General features: G+C 64.5%; 14 protein-coding genes. 7 read left to right on the top strand and 7 right to left on the bottom strand.

The window, feature by feature from the left end; translation table 11 throughout:
• The first annotated feature begins 75 nt into the window (after nt 1-75).
• Nucleotides 76-651 carry a glycosyltransferase family protein gene (locus IVB19_RS09240; RefSeq protein ID WP_247821339.1) on the top strand — a complete coding sequence of 192 codons (576 nt, stop codon included), beginning with the start codon at nt 76-78 and terminating at the stop codon, nt 649-651.
• Between the two features lie 63 nt (nt 652-714).
• Nucleotides 715-1,641 carry a bifunctional helix-turn-helix transcriptional regulator/GNAT family N-acetyltransferase gene (locus IVB19_RS09235; RefSeq protein WP_018454916.1) on the top strand — a complete coding sequence of 309 codons (927 nt, stop codon included), beginning with the start codon at nt 715-717 and terminating at the stop codon, nt 1,639-1,641.
• 244 nt (nt 1,642-1,885) lie between these two features.
• Here IVB19_RS09235 and moaB read toward each other — a convergent pair whose 3' ends face one another.
• Both moaB and ypfJ read right to left on the bottom strand, forming a co-directional pair.
• The gene (moaB, locus tag IVB19_RS09230; RefSeq protein WP_018454917.1) at nt 1,886-2,449 is read right to left on the bottom strand and encodes a molybdenum cofactor biosynthesis protein B; all 564 of its coding nucleotides are present in this window, start codon (nt 2,447-2,449) and stop codon (nt 1,886-1,888) included.
• A 134-nt stretch (nt 2,450-2,583) separates the two neighbouring features.
• A complete protein-coding gene (gene ypfJ / locus IVB19_RS09225) occupies nt 2,584-3,519 on the bottom strand; it encodes a KPN_02809 family neutral zinc metallopeptidase (RefSeq protein WP_018454918.1) in 936 nt (311 codons plus the stop codon).
• A 400-nt stretch (nt 3,520-3,919) separates the two neighbouring features.
• Here ypfJ and IVB19_RS09220 point away from each other — a divergent pair, with 400 nt between their 5' ends.
• The 3 genes from IVB19_RS09220 to IVB19_RS09210 all read left to right on the top strand — a co-directional run bounded on the left by IVB19_RS09220 (nt 3,920) and on the right by IVB19_RS09210 (nt 6,314).
• The gene (locus IVB19_RS09220; protein ID WP_026232842.1) at nt 3,920-5,050 is read left to right on the top strand and encodes a site-specific DNA-methyltransferase; all 1,131 of its coding nucleotides are present in this window, start codon (nt 3,920-3,922) and stop codon (nt 5,048-5,050) included.
• A 121-nt stretch (nt 5,051-5,171) separates the two neighbouring features.
• Entirely contained in the window at nt 5,172-5,498 is a 327-nt protein-coding gene (locus tag IVB19_RS09215; protein ID WP_018454920.1) for a hypothetical protein, read from the top strand.
• Between the two features lie 132 nt (nt 5,499-5,630).
• Complete coding sequence (locus IVB19_RS09210) at nt 5,631-6,314, top strand: glutathione S-transferase family protein (RefSeq protein ID WP_247821338.1); 684 nt, start codon at nt 5,631-5,633, stop codon at nt 6,312-6,314.
• Between the two features lie 59 nt (nt 6,315-6,373).
• Here the strand turns inward: IVB19_RS09210 and IVB19_RS09205 are convergent, their stop codons facing one another.
• Both IVB19_RS09205 and IVB19_RS09200 read right to left on the bottom strand, forming a co-directional pair.
• Nucleotides 6,374-8,383 (bottom strand): methyl-accepting chemotaxis protein, encoded by a 2,010-nt coding sequence (locus IVB19_RS09205; protein ID WP_247821337.1) that lies wholly within the window; start codon nt 8,381-8,383, stop codon nt 6,374-6,376.
• 340 nt (nt 8,384-8,723) lie between these two features.
• Nucleotides 8,724-9,167 carry a nuclear transport factor 2 family protein gene (locus IVB19_RS09200; RefSeq protein ID WP_018454923.1) on the bottom strand — a complete coding sequence of 148 codons (444 nt, stop codon included), beginning with the start codon at nt 9,165-9,167 and terminating at the stop codon, nt 8,724-8,726.
• A gap of 90 nt (nt 9,168-9,257) precedes the next feature.
• On the opposite strand from IVB19_RS09200, the gene IVB19_RS09195 reads away from it, so the two are divergent.
• Complete coding sequence (locus IVB19_RS09195; protein ID WP_018454924.1) at nt 9,258-10,178, top strand: LysR family transcriptional regulator; 921 nt, start codon at nt 9,258-9,260, stop codon at nt 10,176-10,178.
• Nucleotides 10,179-10,377: 199 nt separating this feature from the next.
• On the opposite strand, the gene IVB19_RS09190 is transcribed toward IVB19_RS09195, so the two are convergent.
• Complete coding sequence (locus tag IVB19_RS09190; RefSeq protein WP_247821336.1) at nt 10,378-10,998, bottom strand: glutathione S-transferase family protein; 621 nt, start codon at nt 10,996-10,998, stop codon at nt 10,378-10,380.
• Between the two features lie 128 nt (nt 10,999-11,126).
• Here IVB19_RS09190 and IVB19_RS09185 point away from each other — a divergent pair, with 128 nt between their 5' ends.
• A complete protein-coding gene (locus IVB19_RS09185) occupies nt 11,127-12,404 on the top strand; it encodes a flavin-dependent oxidoreductase (RefSeq protein ID WP_018454926.1) in 1,278 nt (425 codons plus the stop codon).
• Between the two features lie 206 nt (nt 12,405-12,610).
• Here the strand turns inward: IVB19_RS09185 and IVB19_RS09180 are convergent, their stop codons facing one another.
• Together IVB19_RS09180 and mutY are read right to left on the bottom strand one after the other, a co-directional pair.
• Nucleotides 12,611-13,033 (bottom strand): PaaI family thioesterase, encoded by a 423-nt coding sequence (locus IVB19_RS09180; protein WP_018454927.1) that lies wholly within the window; start codon nt 13,031-13,033, stop codon nt 12,611-12,613.
• Nucleotides 13,034-13,085: 52 nt separating this feature from the next.
• The gene (gene mutY / locus IVB19_RS09175; RefSeq protein ID WP_018454928.1) at nt 13,086-14,201 is read right to left on the bottom strand and encodes an A/G-specific adenine glycosylase; all 1,116 of its coding nucleotides are present in this window, start codon (nt 14,199-14,201) and stop codon (nt 13,086-13,088) included.
• Between the last annotated feature and the right edge of the window lie 2 nt (nt 14,202-14,203).

Here is a 14,203-nt window from a genome sequence, read left to right as displayed (position 1 = left end):
CGGCAGCGCCATGTTTTATGACGCCCTCATAATGAGCTACGCTTCTCCCGAAGTGTGGACAGTGAAGCTTCCATCATGCTGAGCGTCATCATTCCGACCGAAGGCGTCGAGCAGACGGCCGTCGCAACTCTGGCCGCGCTGGTACCCGGTGCCGCCGCAGGCGTCATCCGGGAAGTGCTCCTGGTCGACGGCACCCGCAATGGCGTCATCGAGCGCGTTGCCGACGTCGCGGGCTGCCGTTTCATCGGCTTCGAAGGATCCACTCAAGGCGCCGCGCTCGCCGCCGGCGCACTCCAGGCCCGTTCGTCCTGGCTGATGTTCCTGCCCGCGGGCGCCGTGCTGGAAACCGGCTGGATCGAGGAAACCACCCAGTTCATCCAGTCCGTCTCGACCAGCGGCCGGGATCGTGCGGCCGTCTTCCGCTATGCGCGCTCGCCCTACGCCGATGCCGGCTTCCGCCACATCCTCCGGGCCCTGATGCGCAAGCTCTTCGGTCCCTTCGGCGATCAGGGACTTTTGATCGCGCGTGATCACTACGACCGCATTGGCGGCTACCCGCCCCAAGCCCGCCACTCCGAGGCACGGCTGCTCCGGCGGCTCGGCCGCTCGTCGCGGATCTTGCTGCGCAGCCGGATCGTCATGGTCGGCTGAGGCACGTCGATACTTGCCAAGGTCAAATAATTATTTGACAATGGCAAATATCGGAGGTGACCCATGTCGTTCAATCCTACCGACGACCACATCGCAGCGGTCCGCGCCTTCAACCGCTTCTACACCCGCAAGCTTGGCGTGCTCGACCAGCACCTTGGCAAGAGCCCGTTCTCGCTCAGCGAGGCCCGCGTGCTCTACGAGCTCGCGCAACGGGACGACCTTGCCGCCAAGGAGATCGGCAACGAGCTTGGCCTCGACCCCGGCTATCTCAGCCGGATCGTGCAAAGCTTCGACGAAAAGGGCCTGATCACCCGCAGGGCCCTGCCCGCGGATCGCAGGCAATACCAGCTCAGCCTCACCGCCAAGGGGCGCCAGGCCTTTGCCAAGCTGAACCTGGGCTCGCAAAATGAGGTCGCCGCAATGCTGGCTCAGCTTTCGACCAGCGATGCAACGCGGCTCACGCAGGCTATGGCGACCATCGAGGCCGTGCTGGAGCATCGAAGCCACCCCGCGGCTTTCATGCTGCGCAGCCATCGCGTCGGCGACATGGGCTGGGTCATCTCCCGGCAGGCCGCCGCCTATGCGGCCGACTACAACTGGGATATCAGCTACGAGGCCCTGGTCGCCGAGATCTGCGCACAGTTCATCAAGAACTATGACGCCGCCCGCGAGCACTGCTGGATTGCGGAAGTGGGCGGAGAGCCGGTCGGCTCTATCTTTCTGGTCAAGGCCACGGACCAGATCGCCAAGCTGCGCCTGTTGCAGGTGGAAAAGAAAGCGCGGGGACTCGGTGTCGGCCGCGCGCTGGTCGACCAATGCATCCAGGGTGCGCGCGAGAGGGGCTACAGCAAGATGACGCTGTGGACGCAAAGCATCCTGGTCGCCGCGCGTGGCATCTATCAAAGCGCAGGCTTCAAGCTCGTGAAGAGCGAGCCGCATCACAGCTTCGGGCAGGATCTGCTTGGGGAAACGTGGGAGCGGGATCTGTAGAACTCTCGCAACGAGCGAGAGGCGCATGTATGCGCCCTCGCCCCTTGTGGGAGAGGGCAGCGATGCTGCCAGACGCACACTCACTAGGGCGAGGGGTATGTCTCCGAGCACTCCGTGCCGATAGATACCCAAGCTTCGCTTCGGCATTCTTTAAGGACGGGCGGCCGAAGGCGGCCTATGCCACCTTCCCCGCATCCGCCTTCGCTAAAGCTTCGGCCGACATGAGCGGAGAAGAAATGTCCAACTACACCGTCGCGCCCTGGGCCTTCGGCCGGCGCAGATGCTCGTCCAGCCGTGGCATGATCTCGACGAAATTGCAGGGGCGGGTGCGGTAGTCGAGTTGGGCTTTGAGAATGCCGTCCCAGCCGTCGCGGCAGGCACCGGGCGAACCTGGGAGGCAGAAGATGTAGGTTGCGCCCGCGACGCCGGCCGTGGCGCGGCTCTGGATCGTCGACGTTCCGATCTTGGCGTGGCTCAGCATGTGGAATGAGATCGAGAAACCGTCCATGCGCTTCTCGAACAAGGGCTCGATCGCCTCCGGCGTGACGTCGCGCCCGGTGAAACCGGTGCCGCCGGTGGTGATGACGACGTCGACACCTGCGTCCGCAATCCAGCGGCGGATGACGGTGCGGATCGCCTCGACGTCATCGGTGACGATCTCGCGCGCGGCGAGATGATGGCCGGCAGCGGTGAGACGGTCGGCCAGGGTCTGGCCGGATTTATCATCCGCCAGCGCGCGCGTGTCCGACACGGTGAGCACCGCGATGTTGAGCGGGACGAACTGTTTTGTTTCGTCGATGGAGGTCATTGCAACGCACCTTCTTCACAGACCACTGACGTCATCCTGAGGTGCGCGCTCTTGCGCCCTCGAAGGATGGGCCACGGGCTCGCCATCCTTCGAGGCTCGCCAATTGGCGAGCACCTCAGGATGACGGATAACCCCTACTGTCCGCCCCCAAACGTGTTGCAGGCCTGGACGGTGCCCTGCTGGTAGCCGGTCATGAACCATTGTTTGCGTTGCGCCGCCGAGCCGTGGGTGAAGGAATCGGGCACGACGCGGCCTGTGGACTGGCGCTGCAGCGTGTCGTCGCCGATCGCGCTCGCCGTGGTGAGTGCGGCGTCGATGTCGCCCGGCTCCAGGAAGTTCGGCCGCTTCTTCGCCTCGCGATTGACCCAGACACCGGACAGGCAGTCGGCCTGCAATTCGACCTTCACCTGCAGCGCATTGGCCTCCGCCTTGCTGCCGGCCTGCTGCTGCAGCCGCGTCACGCGCGGAATGATGCCGAGCAGGTTCTGGATGTGATGGCCGGCCTCATGGGCGATGATGTAGGCGGTGGTGAAGTTACAGGCCGACTTGCCGGAGCAGCCGCGAAAACGCGTCTCGACCTCTCGGAAGAAACCGGTGTCGAGGAAGATGGTCCTGTCGGGCGGACAATAGAACGGTCCCATCGCCGACTCCGCCCGGCCGCAGCGCCCGCCATTGGTGACGTTGCGGAACAGCACGACCTTTGGACCGGTAAAGGACTGGCCGGAGGCCTGGAAGATCTCGCTCCAGCGATCGTCGATCTCGCCGAGGATGCCGGAGATCATGCTGCCCATCTCGTCTGTCGGCGCGCCGCGCTTGCCGTTGGACGACGATTGGCGATCGGTCTGGTAGGACGGCGCCTGGCCGCCGCCGGTGAGTATCTCGGCGCCGCCGATCAGGATGCGCGGATCGATGCCGAAGGCGTAGCCGACCAGGCCGAGCACGATGATGGTACCGATCCCAAGCCCGCCGCCGCCCATGGGGAGGCCGAACCCGCCTCCTCCACCGCCGCCGCCACCATCGTCGCGACGATCCTCGATGTCGTCGCTGCGGCGGAAATCATCGTAGCGCATGGCGGCTTCCCTCGGTCCTAGCTCAATTCGGCGCGAAAGCGCGAAAGCTCAACGCGCCACATACGTTTCCGTTGCGTTAATCAATATCCCGCTCGGCAATTATTGCCTAGTGCGACAGCATGGCAATGCCAGCAATTTTTTCCGGGCATCGAGCAATTTTTTCCGAGAGGAATTTTGAGTCTTTTTGCGCTCCGATCACAGCCGCAACGCGAAGAAACGCGAAATACACTGCAAAACATGGAGAATGCGCGGAGCGAGCCGCGTGCAAGGCGCGATGTGAGGGCTGTTCACGAAAGCCACGGGTTAAGTCGATTTTTACTTTGCCGCTTCAATGTAACGGTCAGTCGGTTGTTTGGTCCCGCGTCGCCGACAGCGTCGCCTGAGTCAGAGTTCTTGAGTCATGGTAGAGTCGCGTCGCGGGGCGTCTGCAAAGGCGCCCCGCACAAATTTTGAGTCTCCTTCGCACAGCATCGTCCTCGGCGATTGCGTCGCCGAGATGTCGAAGCTTCAGGCTGGTTCGGTCGACCTGGTGTTCGCCGATCCACCCTACAATCTCCAGCTTAAGGGCGATCTCAAGCGCCCCGACGAATCTCATGTCGATGCGGTCGACGACGACTGGGACAAGTTCGATTCGTTCTCCGCCTATGACGATTTCACCCGCGCCTGGCTGCTCGCCGCCCGCCGCGCGATGAAGCCGTCGGCGACGATCTGGGTGATCGGCTCCTATCACAACATCTTCCGCGTCGGCGCGATCATGCAGGACCTCGGCTTCTGGCTGCTGAACGACATCGTCTGGCGCAAGACCAACCCGATGCCGAATTTCCGCGGCCGCCGCTTCACCAATGCGCACGAGACCATGATCTGGGCCGCGCGGGACGAGAAGGCCAAGGGCTACACGTTCAACTACGAGGCGCTGAAGGCCGCCAACGAGGACGTGCAGGCACGGTCCGACTGGCTGATCCCGCTTTGCACCGGCGAGGAGCGCCTCAAGGGCGCCGACGGCAAGAAAGTGCACCCGACGCAGAAACCGGAAGGCCTGCTGGCGCGCGTGCTGCTGTCGTCCTCCAAACCCGGCGATCTCGTGATCGATCCCTTCAATGGCACCGGCACCACCGGCGCGGTCGCAAAGCGCCTCGGCCGCTCCTATATCGGCTTCGAGCGCAACAAGACCTATGCGAAAGCGGCCGAAGCGCGCATCGCCGCGATCGAGCCGCTTCCGGAGGCAAGCCTCGCCCCGTTCATGACGGCGCGCGAAGCGCCGCGTGTGGCGTTCTCCGAGCTGATCGAGCGTGGCATGATCATGCCCGGCACCAAGCTGTTCGACGCGAAGAAGAAACTCGGCGCGCTGGTGCGTGCCGACGGCGCCATCATGTTCGGCGACAAGGTCGGCTCCATCCACCGCATGGGCGCAGTGGCGCAGGGCGCGCAAGCCTGCAACGGCTGGACCTTCTGGCACATCGAGACCAAGAAGGGCCTTAAGCTGATCGACGAGCTGCGCGCCGAGATCCGCGCCGGCATGGCGGCGGGGTAGCCTTCCTTTCGTCGTCCCGGAGCGCGCCTCCTGGCGCGGCCCCGGAATGACGAGACTGGTTGAATACAGCGGCCGGCGGGACTAGATTGACCGCCTACGCCCCGTCTTGATCGGTCGAGCCATGCGACGACAGTCCGAGACATTGCTGCTGGTGCCGCTGCTGCCGATCTTTCTGGTCGGCATGTTTCCGATGTTCCTGATCGCGCTGCTGGGATTTTTCGGCCTCGCCTTGTTCGGCGTGCTCGTGGTCTGTGTCGGGCTCGCCAGCAGCAACGAGGCCCACGACAGCTTCAATCACGACGTCATCGTTCACGGCTACGCGCGCGGATCGGAGCGCGCGGCGCGGGCCTCCGACATGCATATCGCTACCCGGCTCGGGTTGCGCCTGGAGGTCGTGGGCGCGGCCATGGTCATTACGGCGGCGATCGGCCTTTGTTACGCCGGCTGATCTGCGTGACGCGCAGACGCCGCCCGGCAAACTCGCCGGTTGCCCTCCCCGATAAGGTTCAGGCAAGACAAGGCCGCTTGCGGACATGTTGCTGACTCCACTCTCAGCCAACAAACACAGGGGAGATGCCCGATGCTCAAATTCTATTTCAACGGTTCGCCGAACCCGACCAAGGTCGCGCTTTATCTCGAAGAGGCCGGCCTGCCCGAGCCGGTGAAGATCGACACCCGCACGGGCGAGCAGTTCACGCCGGACTACCTGAAGATCAATCCGAACGGCAAGGTGCCGGCGATCGACGACAACGGCACCATCGTGTTCGATTCCAACGCCATCCTGCTGTATCTCGCCGAGAAGACCGGCAAATTCCTGCCGGCCGCCAATGTTCGCGGCGAGATGCTGTCATGGCTGATGTTCGTCGCCACCGGCGTCGGGCCGTATTCGGGCCAGGCCGTGCACTTCAAGCATTTTGCGCCGAAAGACCAGAACCACGACTACGCGCATAACCGCTATCAGTTCGAGACCGATCGCCATTACAAGATTCTCGACGGCCACCTCAAAGGCCGCCGCTACATGGTCGGCGACAGCTATTCGATCGTCGACATGGCGCTGTGGGGTTGGGCGCGGATGGTGCCGTTCAAGCTCGGCGACGATGCCTTCGCGCGATACCCGAACGTCAAGCGGCTGGTGGACGAGGTCACGGCGCGGCCCGCGGCGGCGCGCGCGATCGCGCTGAAGGACAAGTTCACCTTCAAGGCGGAGATGGACGACGAGGCCCGCAGCAACATGTTCAAGCACATGACGACGAAAGTCGCCTGATCGTCTCAGGTCACAATGCGAGGCCACGCGCGTGCGCGTGGCCTTTTGCTTCTTGAGGCTCAGGCGGCGTGGGCCGAGTTCAGGAAGTTGGCGACTTCCTGCTTCAAGCGGTTGCTGTCGGCCGACAGCGAGCGTGCCGCCGAGAGCACCTGCGAAGACGCCGAGCCGGTCTCGGACGCCCCGCGCTGCACGTCGCCGATGTTGGACGACACGAGTTGCGTGCCTTGGGCCGCCTGCTGGACGTTGCGGGAGATCTCCCGCGTCGCCGCACCCTGCTCCTCCACGGCGGCGGCGACCGTCGACGAGATCTCCGACAGCCGCTCGATGGTGCCGCTGATTTCCCTGATCGAGCCGACCGACTCCTCCGTCGCAGCCTGGATGCCCGAGACCTGCTGGGCGATCTCACCGGTGGCCCTCGCGGTCTGCTCGGCGAGCGCCTTGACCTCCGAGGCGACTACGGCGAAGCCGCGGCCGGCTTCACCCGCGCGCGCCGCCTCGATGGTGGCGTTCAGCGCCAGGAGGTTGGTTTGGCCGGCGATGGTGCTGATCAACTCGACCACGTCGCCGATGCGGGCTGCAGCCTTGGAGAGCTCGCTGACGCGCGCGTTGGTCTTGCTTACCTGACCGACGGCTTCGCCCGCTATGCGCGCCGATTCCTGCACCTGGCGCGCGATCTCCGTCACCGAGGAGGACAACTCCTCGGTCGCGGAGGCGACCGCCTGCACATTGGCCGAGGCTTCCTGGGAGGCGGATTGCACTTCGGTGGAGAGATCCTGAGCGCGCCTCGCGGTCGCGGTCAGGGTGCCGGCCGAGCCCTCGAGCTCGTGCGATGCCGAGGATACGGTATCGACGATCTCGCCCACCGCCTGCTCGAACTGACTGGCGAGCCGGGCCATGTCGGCCTTGCGGCTCTCGGCCTGCCGGGCCTCGGTTGCGGTCTGCTCTTGGCGCAGCCGTTCGGTCTCGATCATGTTTGTCTTGAAGACGTCGATCGCCTTGGCCATGTCGCCGATCTCGTCGACCTTGCCGCGCGAGGGGATCTCGACGGCGAGATTGCCGCCGGCAAGCAGCCCCATTGCGCGCGTCATCGAGGTCAGCGGCCGCACGATGCTGCGGGCGGTCAGGAAGGCGACGATCAGTCCGAACAGGACGGCGAGGCCGCCCGCGATCTCCTGCAGCGAGGTCGTGCCGTCGATCACAGCATCGGCCGCGGTGCGCGAATCATTGTAATCCGTCTTCAAGGCGGTTTCCGCGACCTTGAGCTTGGCTATGCTGGCGGAGATGAGCGGTGCGAGATCCTTGTGGTAGATCTCGTCGGACCGCAGCATCGCCGCAGAGGTGGTTTCGAACGCGGATTTGTAGATACCAAGGGCGGTCTTCACAGGCGTCAGAGACGAGCGAAGGTCCGCCGCCTGCGGGCTCCTTTCGGCGGCCGCCAGCCGCTGCACCGCCCTGTCGACATTGGTTCTGAAGGCGGTGGGCCCGTTGGCGTCGCGCAGAGCGAGGAAGCGCCAGTTCGCGATTCGAACCAGCAGGACCCGGGACTCGAGGTCCGCGACGAGCGACACCGTGTCGTCGTCGGCGGCGGCACGGGCCACATCGACCAGCTTGGCCATCTTGACGGTCAGCTCTTCGCCACTCGGCAACAGCGTCGCCTTGCCGGTCCGCGCCTCGTTGACGGCGTCGCCGAGACTGTCGCGCAGGCTTTTCATTTTGGCGATGTCGGCGATCAGATCGTCGTAGAGCTTCCGCCGCTCCTCCGAGAGGGTGCCCTTTGCTCCCAGCTGCAACAGCCCGGTCGCCGCGGCCTCTCGCTCGGCAGCCTCCCGCATCGCAGGCTCGTTGGCGTCGTAAATGTAGCGCAGATTGGCCCGCTGGATGGCCTGAAGATGGGTCGATATCTCCAGGACGCGCGCCGTGCTGTCCGACAACGCGGAGAGTTTTGCGACCTGATCCTGGACGGATCGCAAATTCCAGATGGCGACCACCGCCATCACAAGACCAACCGCCACCAAGGCCATGAAACCTGCGTACAGGCGTCCCCTGATCCGCAAACGAAAACTCGGCATTCCCACTGTCCACCCAGATGCATGTCAATTCGAGCGGCCGGCCTAATCCGGCGATCGTCACCGGCCACTCTGGCAGCCGCGCGTCGCGTTGTTCGCGACCCACGCTGCACCGCGACACAATGGGGGACACTCGTTAATTGAACCTTCAAATTTTTCGCGCGCGCATCCGTCGGATGGTACAACATCTGCTGATTTTATCGGCAGGTGAGCAAGGTTTTAGCGAGAAGCCCGCAGCGGCATGCAGGCCGCTGCAGCTGGTCCGGCCTGCGCCAGACCAACACGCCCCTCGCCGACCGCGGCGGACGGCACCGGTCGACGGAGGCGACGCTGCTCGATCCGCTCAGCTCGCGGCCCTCACGGCCGTTTGTGGAAACGGACCAAGGGCCTTCTCGGTCAGCACCGAGTCGCAATATTCCCGGATCTCCTTGATCTTGCCGTCCTCGAGACGAAACACGAGACAATAGTCGTTGTCGTAGCGCACGCCTTCTGGCGTGACATTGTCGCCCTTTGCTTCGATGACGACGATATCGCCGTCGGCGATGAAGCGATGAGCGACCGTCCGCGTCCGGTCGACAAGGCGGGTCCGCACATAGCCGTGCAGATCGTTGAGGATCGCCTGTTTGCCCGAAAAGGTGCGCGACCAGGAATACTGGCCGGTCACGATCCATTTGGCGTCGTCGGCAAGACTTTCGGTGAACAAGCCACGGTCGCGCGCAGCCGGATCGGGGCTGGCGGCGGCTGCAAAGATATCCTGCATCAGTTTCTTGTTGGCGCTCGCGCTCATGGCGGCATCTCCTTTGGTGAGAACACGGAAATCATCGCCGCCGGTGCTAAATTCTTCAAATCGATAGTGGATATGATATCTATTCGCCTCATGAATTTGAATTCGCTCGACCTCAATCTCCTGACCGCGCTCGACGCGCTGCTGCGCGAGGCCAGCGTCAGCCGCGCCGCATTGCGGATCGGGCTGTCGCAGCCGGCGGCGAGTCATGCGCTCCAGCGTCTGCGCGACATCCTTGGCGATCCGCTCTTGGTACGCACAGGCGCGCGGATGGAGTTGACGCCGCGGGCGCAAGCCTTGCGCGCGCCGCTGGCGCAGGCGCTCGACCAGGTGCGCGGGCTGTTCGTATCGGATGAATTCGATGCGGCGCGCAGCGAGCGGCAATTCCGACTGATGATGCCGGACCTCGCGGTCGAGCTGTTGATGCCGCCCTTGATGGAAAAGGTGACGCAGGCCGCCCCCAACGTCCGCATCGACGTGGTGCCGTGGCGAGGACCGGCGATTTTCCACGCCGAGTTCGCCCGCACCATCGATCTCGTGATCTCGATCGGCAACGCCTTCAAGGGATTTCACCGCCAGTTGCTCTACACCGACAGCGACGCGCTGGCGGTGCGGCGCGGCCACCCCATGACCACGAAGCTGAAGCGGCGCGAGACGTTCCTGGCCGCGCGCCATGTCGGCGTGATCATCCGCGGCCAGCCGGAGGACCTCATCGACACTTGGCTGGGCACCAAGGGCATAGACCGGCATATCGCTCTCGTCGTCCCGGGTTATCTCGAAGCGCTGCACGTCGCCGCCCGTACCGACCTCGTCGCCTTCGTGCCGCGCCGGTTGATCGCGGCGCTGTCCAAGCAGCTCGGCCTCGTCACGGTGACGCCGCCGCTCGACCCCGGCATCGATGAGCAGTTCATGTTCTACCCGACCCGCGCCCAGATGGATCCGGGCTCGATCTGGTTGCGGCGGCTAATGCTGGAGACGGGACGGGATTTGGAGAAGAAAGGGCGCGCTGGATAGGACGCAACTTCAAAGCAAATGGTGTCGTCCCGGACAAGCGCAGCGAAGCGGAGCGCCGATCCGGGACCCATAACCACAGGACGTGGTTTGGCGAAGACTCGTGATTGTCAGCTTGCGTCACAACTTCTCCCTGTGGTTATGGGTCCCGGGTCTGCGCTGACGCTTGCCCGGCACGACAGGGGAATATATTGCCGCGCTCCTACGCCTTCTGCGCGTCCATCACCTTGCGCACGGCGGGGCGGTCGGACATGCGCTTGAAATGGTCGGCGATCTTGGGCGTCGCGTTGATGTCGACGCTGTCGCCTTCGAGCCAGGTCGACAGGGTGTAAAGATAAGGATCGCAGATCGTGTATTGCTCGCCCATCACCCACGGCCCCTTGTACATCTTCTGCTCGATCAGGGCGAAGCAGGCGCCCATGGTCTTCGGGATCATCGCCTTCATGTCGGCGAACGAGCTCTCTTCGCTCGCCCAGCGTGCGCCGCGCATCTTGTGGACATGGTTGATGTGCACGGTCGAGCAGAGGTAGGAGTTGAACGACTGGACCTGGGCGAAGTCGAAGGGATCGTCGAGCGGCGCGAGCTTCGCCTTGGGGAAGGTCTGCGCGAGATAGGCGAGCATCGCCGGGGTCTCGGTCAAAACGCCGCGATCGGTCACCAGCGCGGGGACGCGGCCTTTCGGGTTGATCGCGAGGTACTCCACGCTGTTCTGCTGGTTGTCCTTGAAGCTCAGCCGCTCCGCCGCGTAGTCGGCGCCGGCTTCTTCCAGGGTGATGTAGGTGGCGAGCGCGCAGGTGCCGGTGGCGTAGTAGAGCTTGAGCATGTCGGACCTCATGGGAAAGCCGGAAGGTAACGGCTGCGGGCCCCGAGGTCCATAGCACGAACCTCTCTTCGCAGTTGCCCACCGGCGCCCGGCTGTGCCAAGACGCCCCGAGTTGGAGGGGCTTTCCCATGACCGTACTCATCGCCGGTGGCGGCATCGGCGGGCTGACGCTTGCGCTCAGCCTGCACGGAGTCGGCGTTCCCGTGAAAGTGTTCGAGAGCGCCGCCGAACTGCGGCCGCTCGGTGTCGGCATCAACGTGCTGCCGCACGCGGTGCGCGAGCTGATCGAGCTCGGGCTGATGGACAAGCTCGATGCCAGGGGCGTGCGCACCCGCGAGCTTGCCTATTTCTCCAAGCACGGCAAGCCGATCTGGAGCGAGCCGCGCGGGCTGGAGGCCGGCTATAAATGGCCGCAGTTTTCGATCCATCGCGGCACGCTCCAGCAATTGCTGCTCGACACCGCCATCGAGCGCCTCGGCCGCGACAACATCCTCACCAGCCATCATCTGACCGGCTGGAGCGAAACCGCCGACGGCGTGCGCGCCGATTTCGTCGACAAGGCCACCGGCAAGGCCGCGGGGACTTACGACGGCACGATCCTGATCGCCGCGGACGGCATCCATTCCGCCGCGCGAGAAAAACTCTATCCCGACGAAGGCCCGCCGATCTGGAACGGCCGCATCCTGTGGCGCGGCGTCACGCCCGCAAAAGCCTTCCTCAGCGGCCGCACCATGATCATGGCCGGTCACGAGATCCTGAAATTCGTCTGCTATCCGATCTCGAAGGAACTGGACGCCGCGGGCAACCATCTGATCAACTGGGTTGCCGAGCGCCACATGCCGCCGACCTATCAATGGCGGCGCGAGGACTATAACCGCACCGCGCGGCTGGAGGAGTTCTTACCCTGGTTCGAGAGCTGGCAGTTCGACTGGCTCGACGTGCCCGGCCTGATCAAGAACTGCCCGCACGCCTATGAATATCCGCTGGTCGACCGCGATCCGGTATCGCAATGGACTTTCGGCCGCGTCACGCTGATGGGCGACGCCGCACATCCAATGTATCCGATCGGATCCAACGGCGCCTCGCAGGCGATCCTCGATGCGCGCACCATCACGCGCGAGATCCTGGCGCACGGCCCGACGCAAGCGGCCCTGCTCGCCTATGAGGCCGAGCGGCGGCCTGCAACCACCAGTCTCGTCCTGCTCAACCGCAAGAACGGCCCCGAGCAGGTGATGCAGCTGGTCGAGGAGCGCGCGCCCGACGGCTACAAGGTCGTCACTGACGTGCTGTCGCAACAGGAGCTCGAGGATGTTGCCGCCAATTACAAGCGCGTCGCCGGCTTCCAGGTGGAAGCGCTGAATGCGAAGCCGCCGATCGTGAGCAAGGACGCGCGCGCGACGAAATGAGTATTCGCACGAAGCGAGACGCACGTTGATGCGCCCTCGCCCCTTGCGGGAGAGGGCAGCGACGCCGCTAGACGCAAGCTCACTCGGGTGAGAGGTCTGTCTCCGCGAGTCTAACTCTCATTTGAACTCGCCGAGACAAACCCCTCATCCGGCGCTTCGCGCCACCTTCTCCCGCAAGGGGAGAAGGAAAAAAGACTGCGCGGCAGCTATTTGCCCACCACCCTCGCCGCCTCCAGCAGCCGCTCGCTCGCCGTCGCCGTCGCCAGCAGCGTTCCGTCCTCTGCCATCAGCTTTGCCTCGACGAACGCAATCGTCTTGCCGAGCTGCGTCACCTTGGCCTCGCCGATGATCGGTCCGGGCTTTGCGGGCGCCAGGAAATTCACGGTCATGCTGATGGTGGTGGTGTAGAGCCTGCCCTCGCTCATCACCAGCACGGCGGGGCCCATCGTGTCGTCGAGCATGGCCGAGAGCATGCCGCCCTGGATGAAGCCGGCCGGATTGCAGAACTCCGGCTTGCCGTCGAAGGCGAGCTTGATCCAGCCTTCCCTGGGTCGGGCATCGAGCAGGCGCCACCCCAATAGCTCGGCACAGGGCGGCCTGGGAAAGTTGTCGAGCGCGGTCTTGATCATGCGAGCCTCCGTTGCCTACCACAGCTAACGCAGGCCTGCTGCCAGCATTTTGTCAGCAGGATGGGCTGCTAGGGTCCAATCCATGCGCAATCACCTTACGCATGACGTTGGGCAATGCTTCATCGGCGAGCGTGGCGATCGGCACCCAGCGCATGCTGGCGGGTGCCCGCGTCCGCGCTTCCACCCTCGCCGTGTAGACCACCAGTTCCAGCGGAAAATGCGTGAAGACGTGGGTGACCACGCCGACCTTGCGCTGCCAGCGCGACAGCCCCTTCAACTCGGGCGCCTGCCGTTTTGCCTTGGCGTCGTCCTGCCCGGCCAGCCAGTCCGACCCCGGTACTTCGGTCATGCCGCCGAGCAACCCCTTTTCGGGACGGGTGCGGACGAGAAGCTCGTCGCCGCGCGTGACAACGAAAGCGGCGCCGCGCCGTAGCGCGCCGCTCTTCTTCGCGGCCTTGCGCGGAAACGTGTCCTGCGTTCCCAGCGCGCGCGCCGTGCAGCCCTCGTTCAGCGGGCATAGCGAGCAGGCCGGCTTTTTCGGCGTGCAGATCGAGGCGCCCAGATCCATCAGCGCCTGCGCGCTATCACCGGCGCGAGAATCGGCAAGCAGCGTCGCAGCCAACTCCTGAATCAGCGGCTTGGCCTGCGGGAGCTCTTCCTCAACTGCAAAGAGCCGCGAGACCACGCGCTCGATATTGCCGTCGACCGGCATGGTGCGTCGATCGAACGCTATCGCCGCGATCGCTGCCGCCGTATAGGGCCCGACGCCCGGCAGCGCGCGCAGACGCACTTCGGTGTCGGGAAAGGTGCCGCCATGCTCGCGCGTCACCGCGACCGCGCAGGCATGGAGATTACGGGCGCGAGAATAATAGCCCAGCCCGGCCCACATCCGCAGCACGTCCTCCTGCGAGGCCCGTCCGAGCGCGGTGACATCAGGCCAGCGCGAGACGAATTTTTCGAAATAGGGCCCGACCGCCTTCACTGTGGTCTGCTGCAGCATGATCTCGGACAGCCAGACGCGGTAAGGGTCGGATGCTTCGCCGGGCGGAGCCCGCCAGGGTAATCGGCGGCGGTGGCGGTCATACCATTGGAGCAGCGCGAGCGGACGCGATGGGGTCTCCGGCGGAACTGGTTCCGATTTCGCCTTGAGGGCGGATTTGGGGCTCATGT

The organism is Bradyrhizobium sp. 187 (assembly GCF_023101005.1).
Taxonomy (GTDB): domain Bacteria; phylum Pseudomonadota; class Alphaproteobacteria; order Rhizobiales; family Xanthobacteraceae; genus Bradyrhizobium; species Bradyrhizobium canariense_D.
Note: the sequence above shows the minus strand (reverse complement) of the source record. Positions and strands in the feature narration are given on the sequence as shown.

Excerpts from the sequence above, each read along its gene's own strand:
- IVB19_RS09240 (WP_247821339.1), top strand. The coding sequence starts at position 76 with ATGCTGAGCGTCATCATTCCGACCGAAGGCGTCGAGCAGACGGCCGTC.
- IVB19_RS09235 (WP_018454916.1), top strand. The coding sequence starts at position 715 with ATGTCGTTCAATCCTACCGACGACCACATCGCAGCGGTCCGCGCCTTC.
- moaB (WP_018454917.1), bottom strand. The coding sequence starts at position 2,449 with ATGACCTCCATCGACGAAACAAAACAGTTCGTCCCGCTCAACATCGCG.
- ypfJ (WP_018454918.1), bottom strand. The coding sequence starts at position 3,519 with ATGCGCTACGATGATTTCCGCCGCAGCGACGACATCGAGGATCGTCGC.
- IVB19_RS09220 (WP_026232842.1), top strand. The coding sequence starts at position 3,920 with ATGGTAGAGTCGCGTCGCGGGGCGTCTGCAAAGGCGCCCCGCACAAAT.
- IVB19_RS09215 (WP_018454920.1), top strand. The coding sequence starts at position 5,172 with ATGCGACGACAGTCCGAGACATTGCTGCTGGTGCCGCTGCTGCCGATC.
- IVB19_RS09210 (WP_247821338.1), top strand. The coding sequence starts at position 5,631 with ATGCTCAAATTCTATTTCAACGGTTCGCCGAACCCGACCAAGGTCGCG.
- IVB19_RS09205 (WP_247821337.1), bottom strand. The coding sequence starts at position 8,383 with ATGCCGAGTTTTCGTTTGCGGATCAGGGGACGCCTGTACGCAGGTTTC.
- IVB19_RS09200 (WP_018454923.1), bottom strand. The coding sequence starts at position 9,167 with ATGAGCGCGAGCGCCAACAAGAAACTGATGCAGGATATCTTTGCAGCC.
- IVB19_RS09195 (WP_018454924.1), top strand. The coding sequence starts at position 9,258 with ATGAATTTGAATTCGCTCGACCTCAATCTCCTGACCGCGCTCGACGCG.
- IVB19_RS09190 (WP_247821336.1), bottom strand. The coding sequence starts at position 10,998 with ATGCTCAAGCTCTACTACGCCACCGGCACCTGCGCGCTCGCCACCTAC.
- IVB19_RS09185 (WP_018454926.1), top strand. The coding sequence starts at position 11,127 with ATGACCGTACTCATCGCCGGTGGCGGCATCGGCGGGCTGACGCTTGCG.
- IVB19_RS09180 (WP_018454927.1), bottom strand. The coding sequence starts at position 13,033 with ATGATCAAGACCGCGCTCGACAACTTTCCCAGGCCGCCCTGTGCCGAG.
- mutY (WP_018454928.1), bottom strand. The coding sequence starts at position 14,201 with ATGAGCCCCAAATCCGCCCTCAAGGCGAAATCGGAACCAGTTCCGCCG.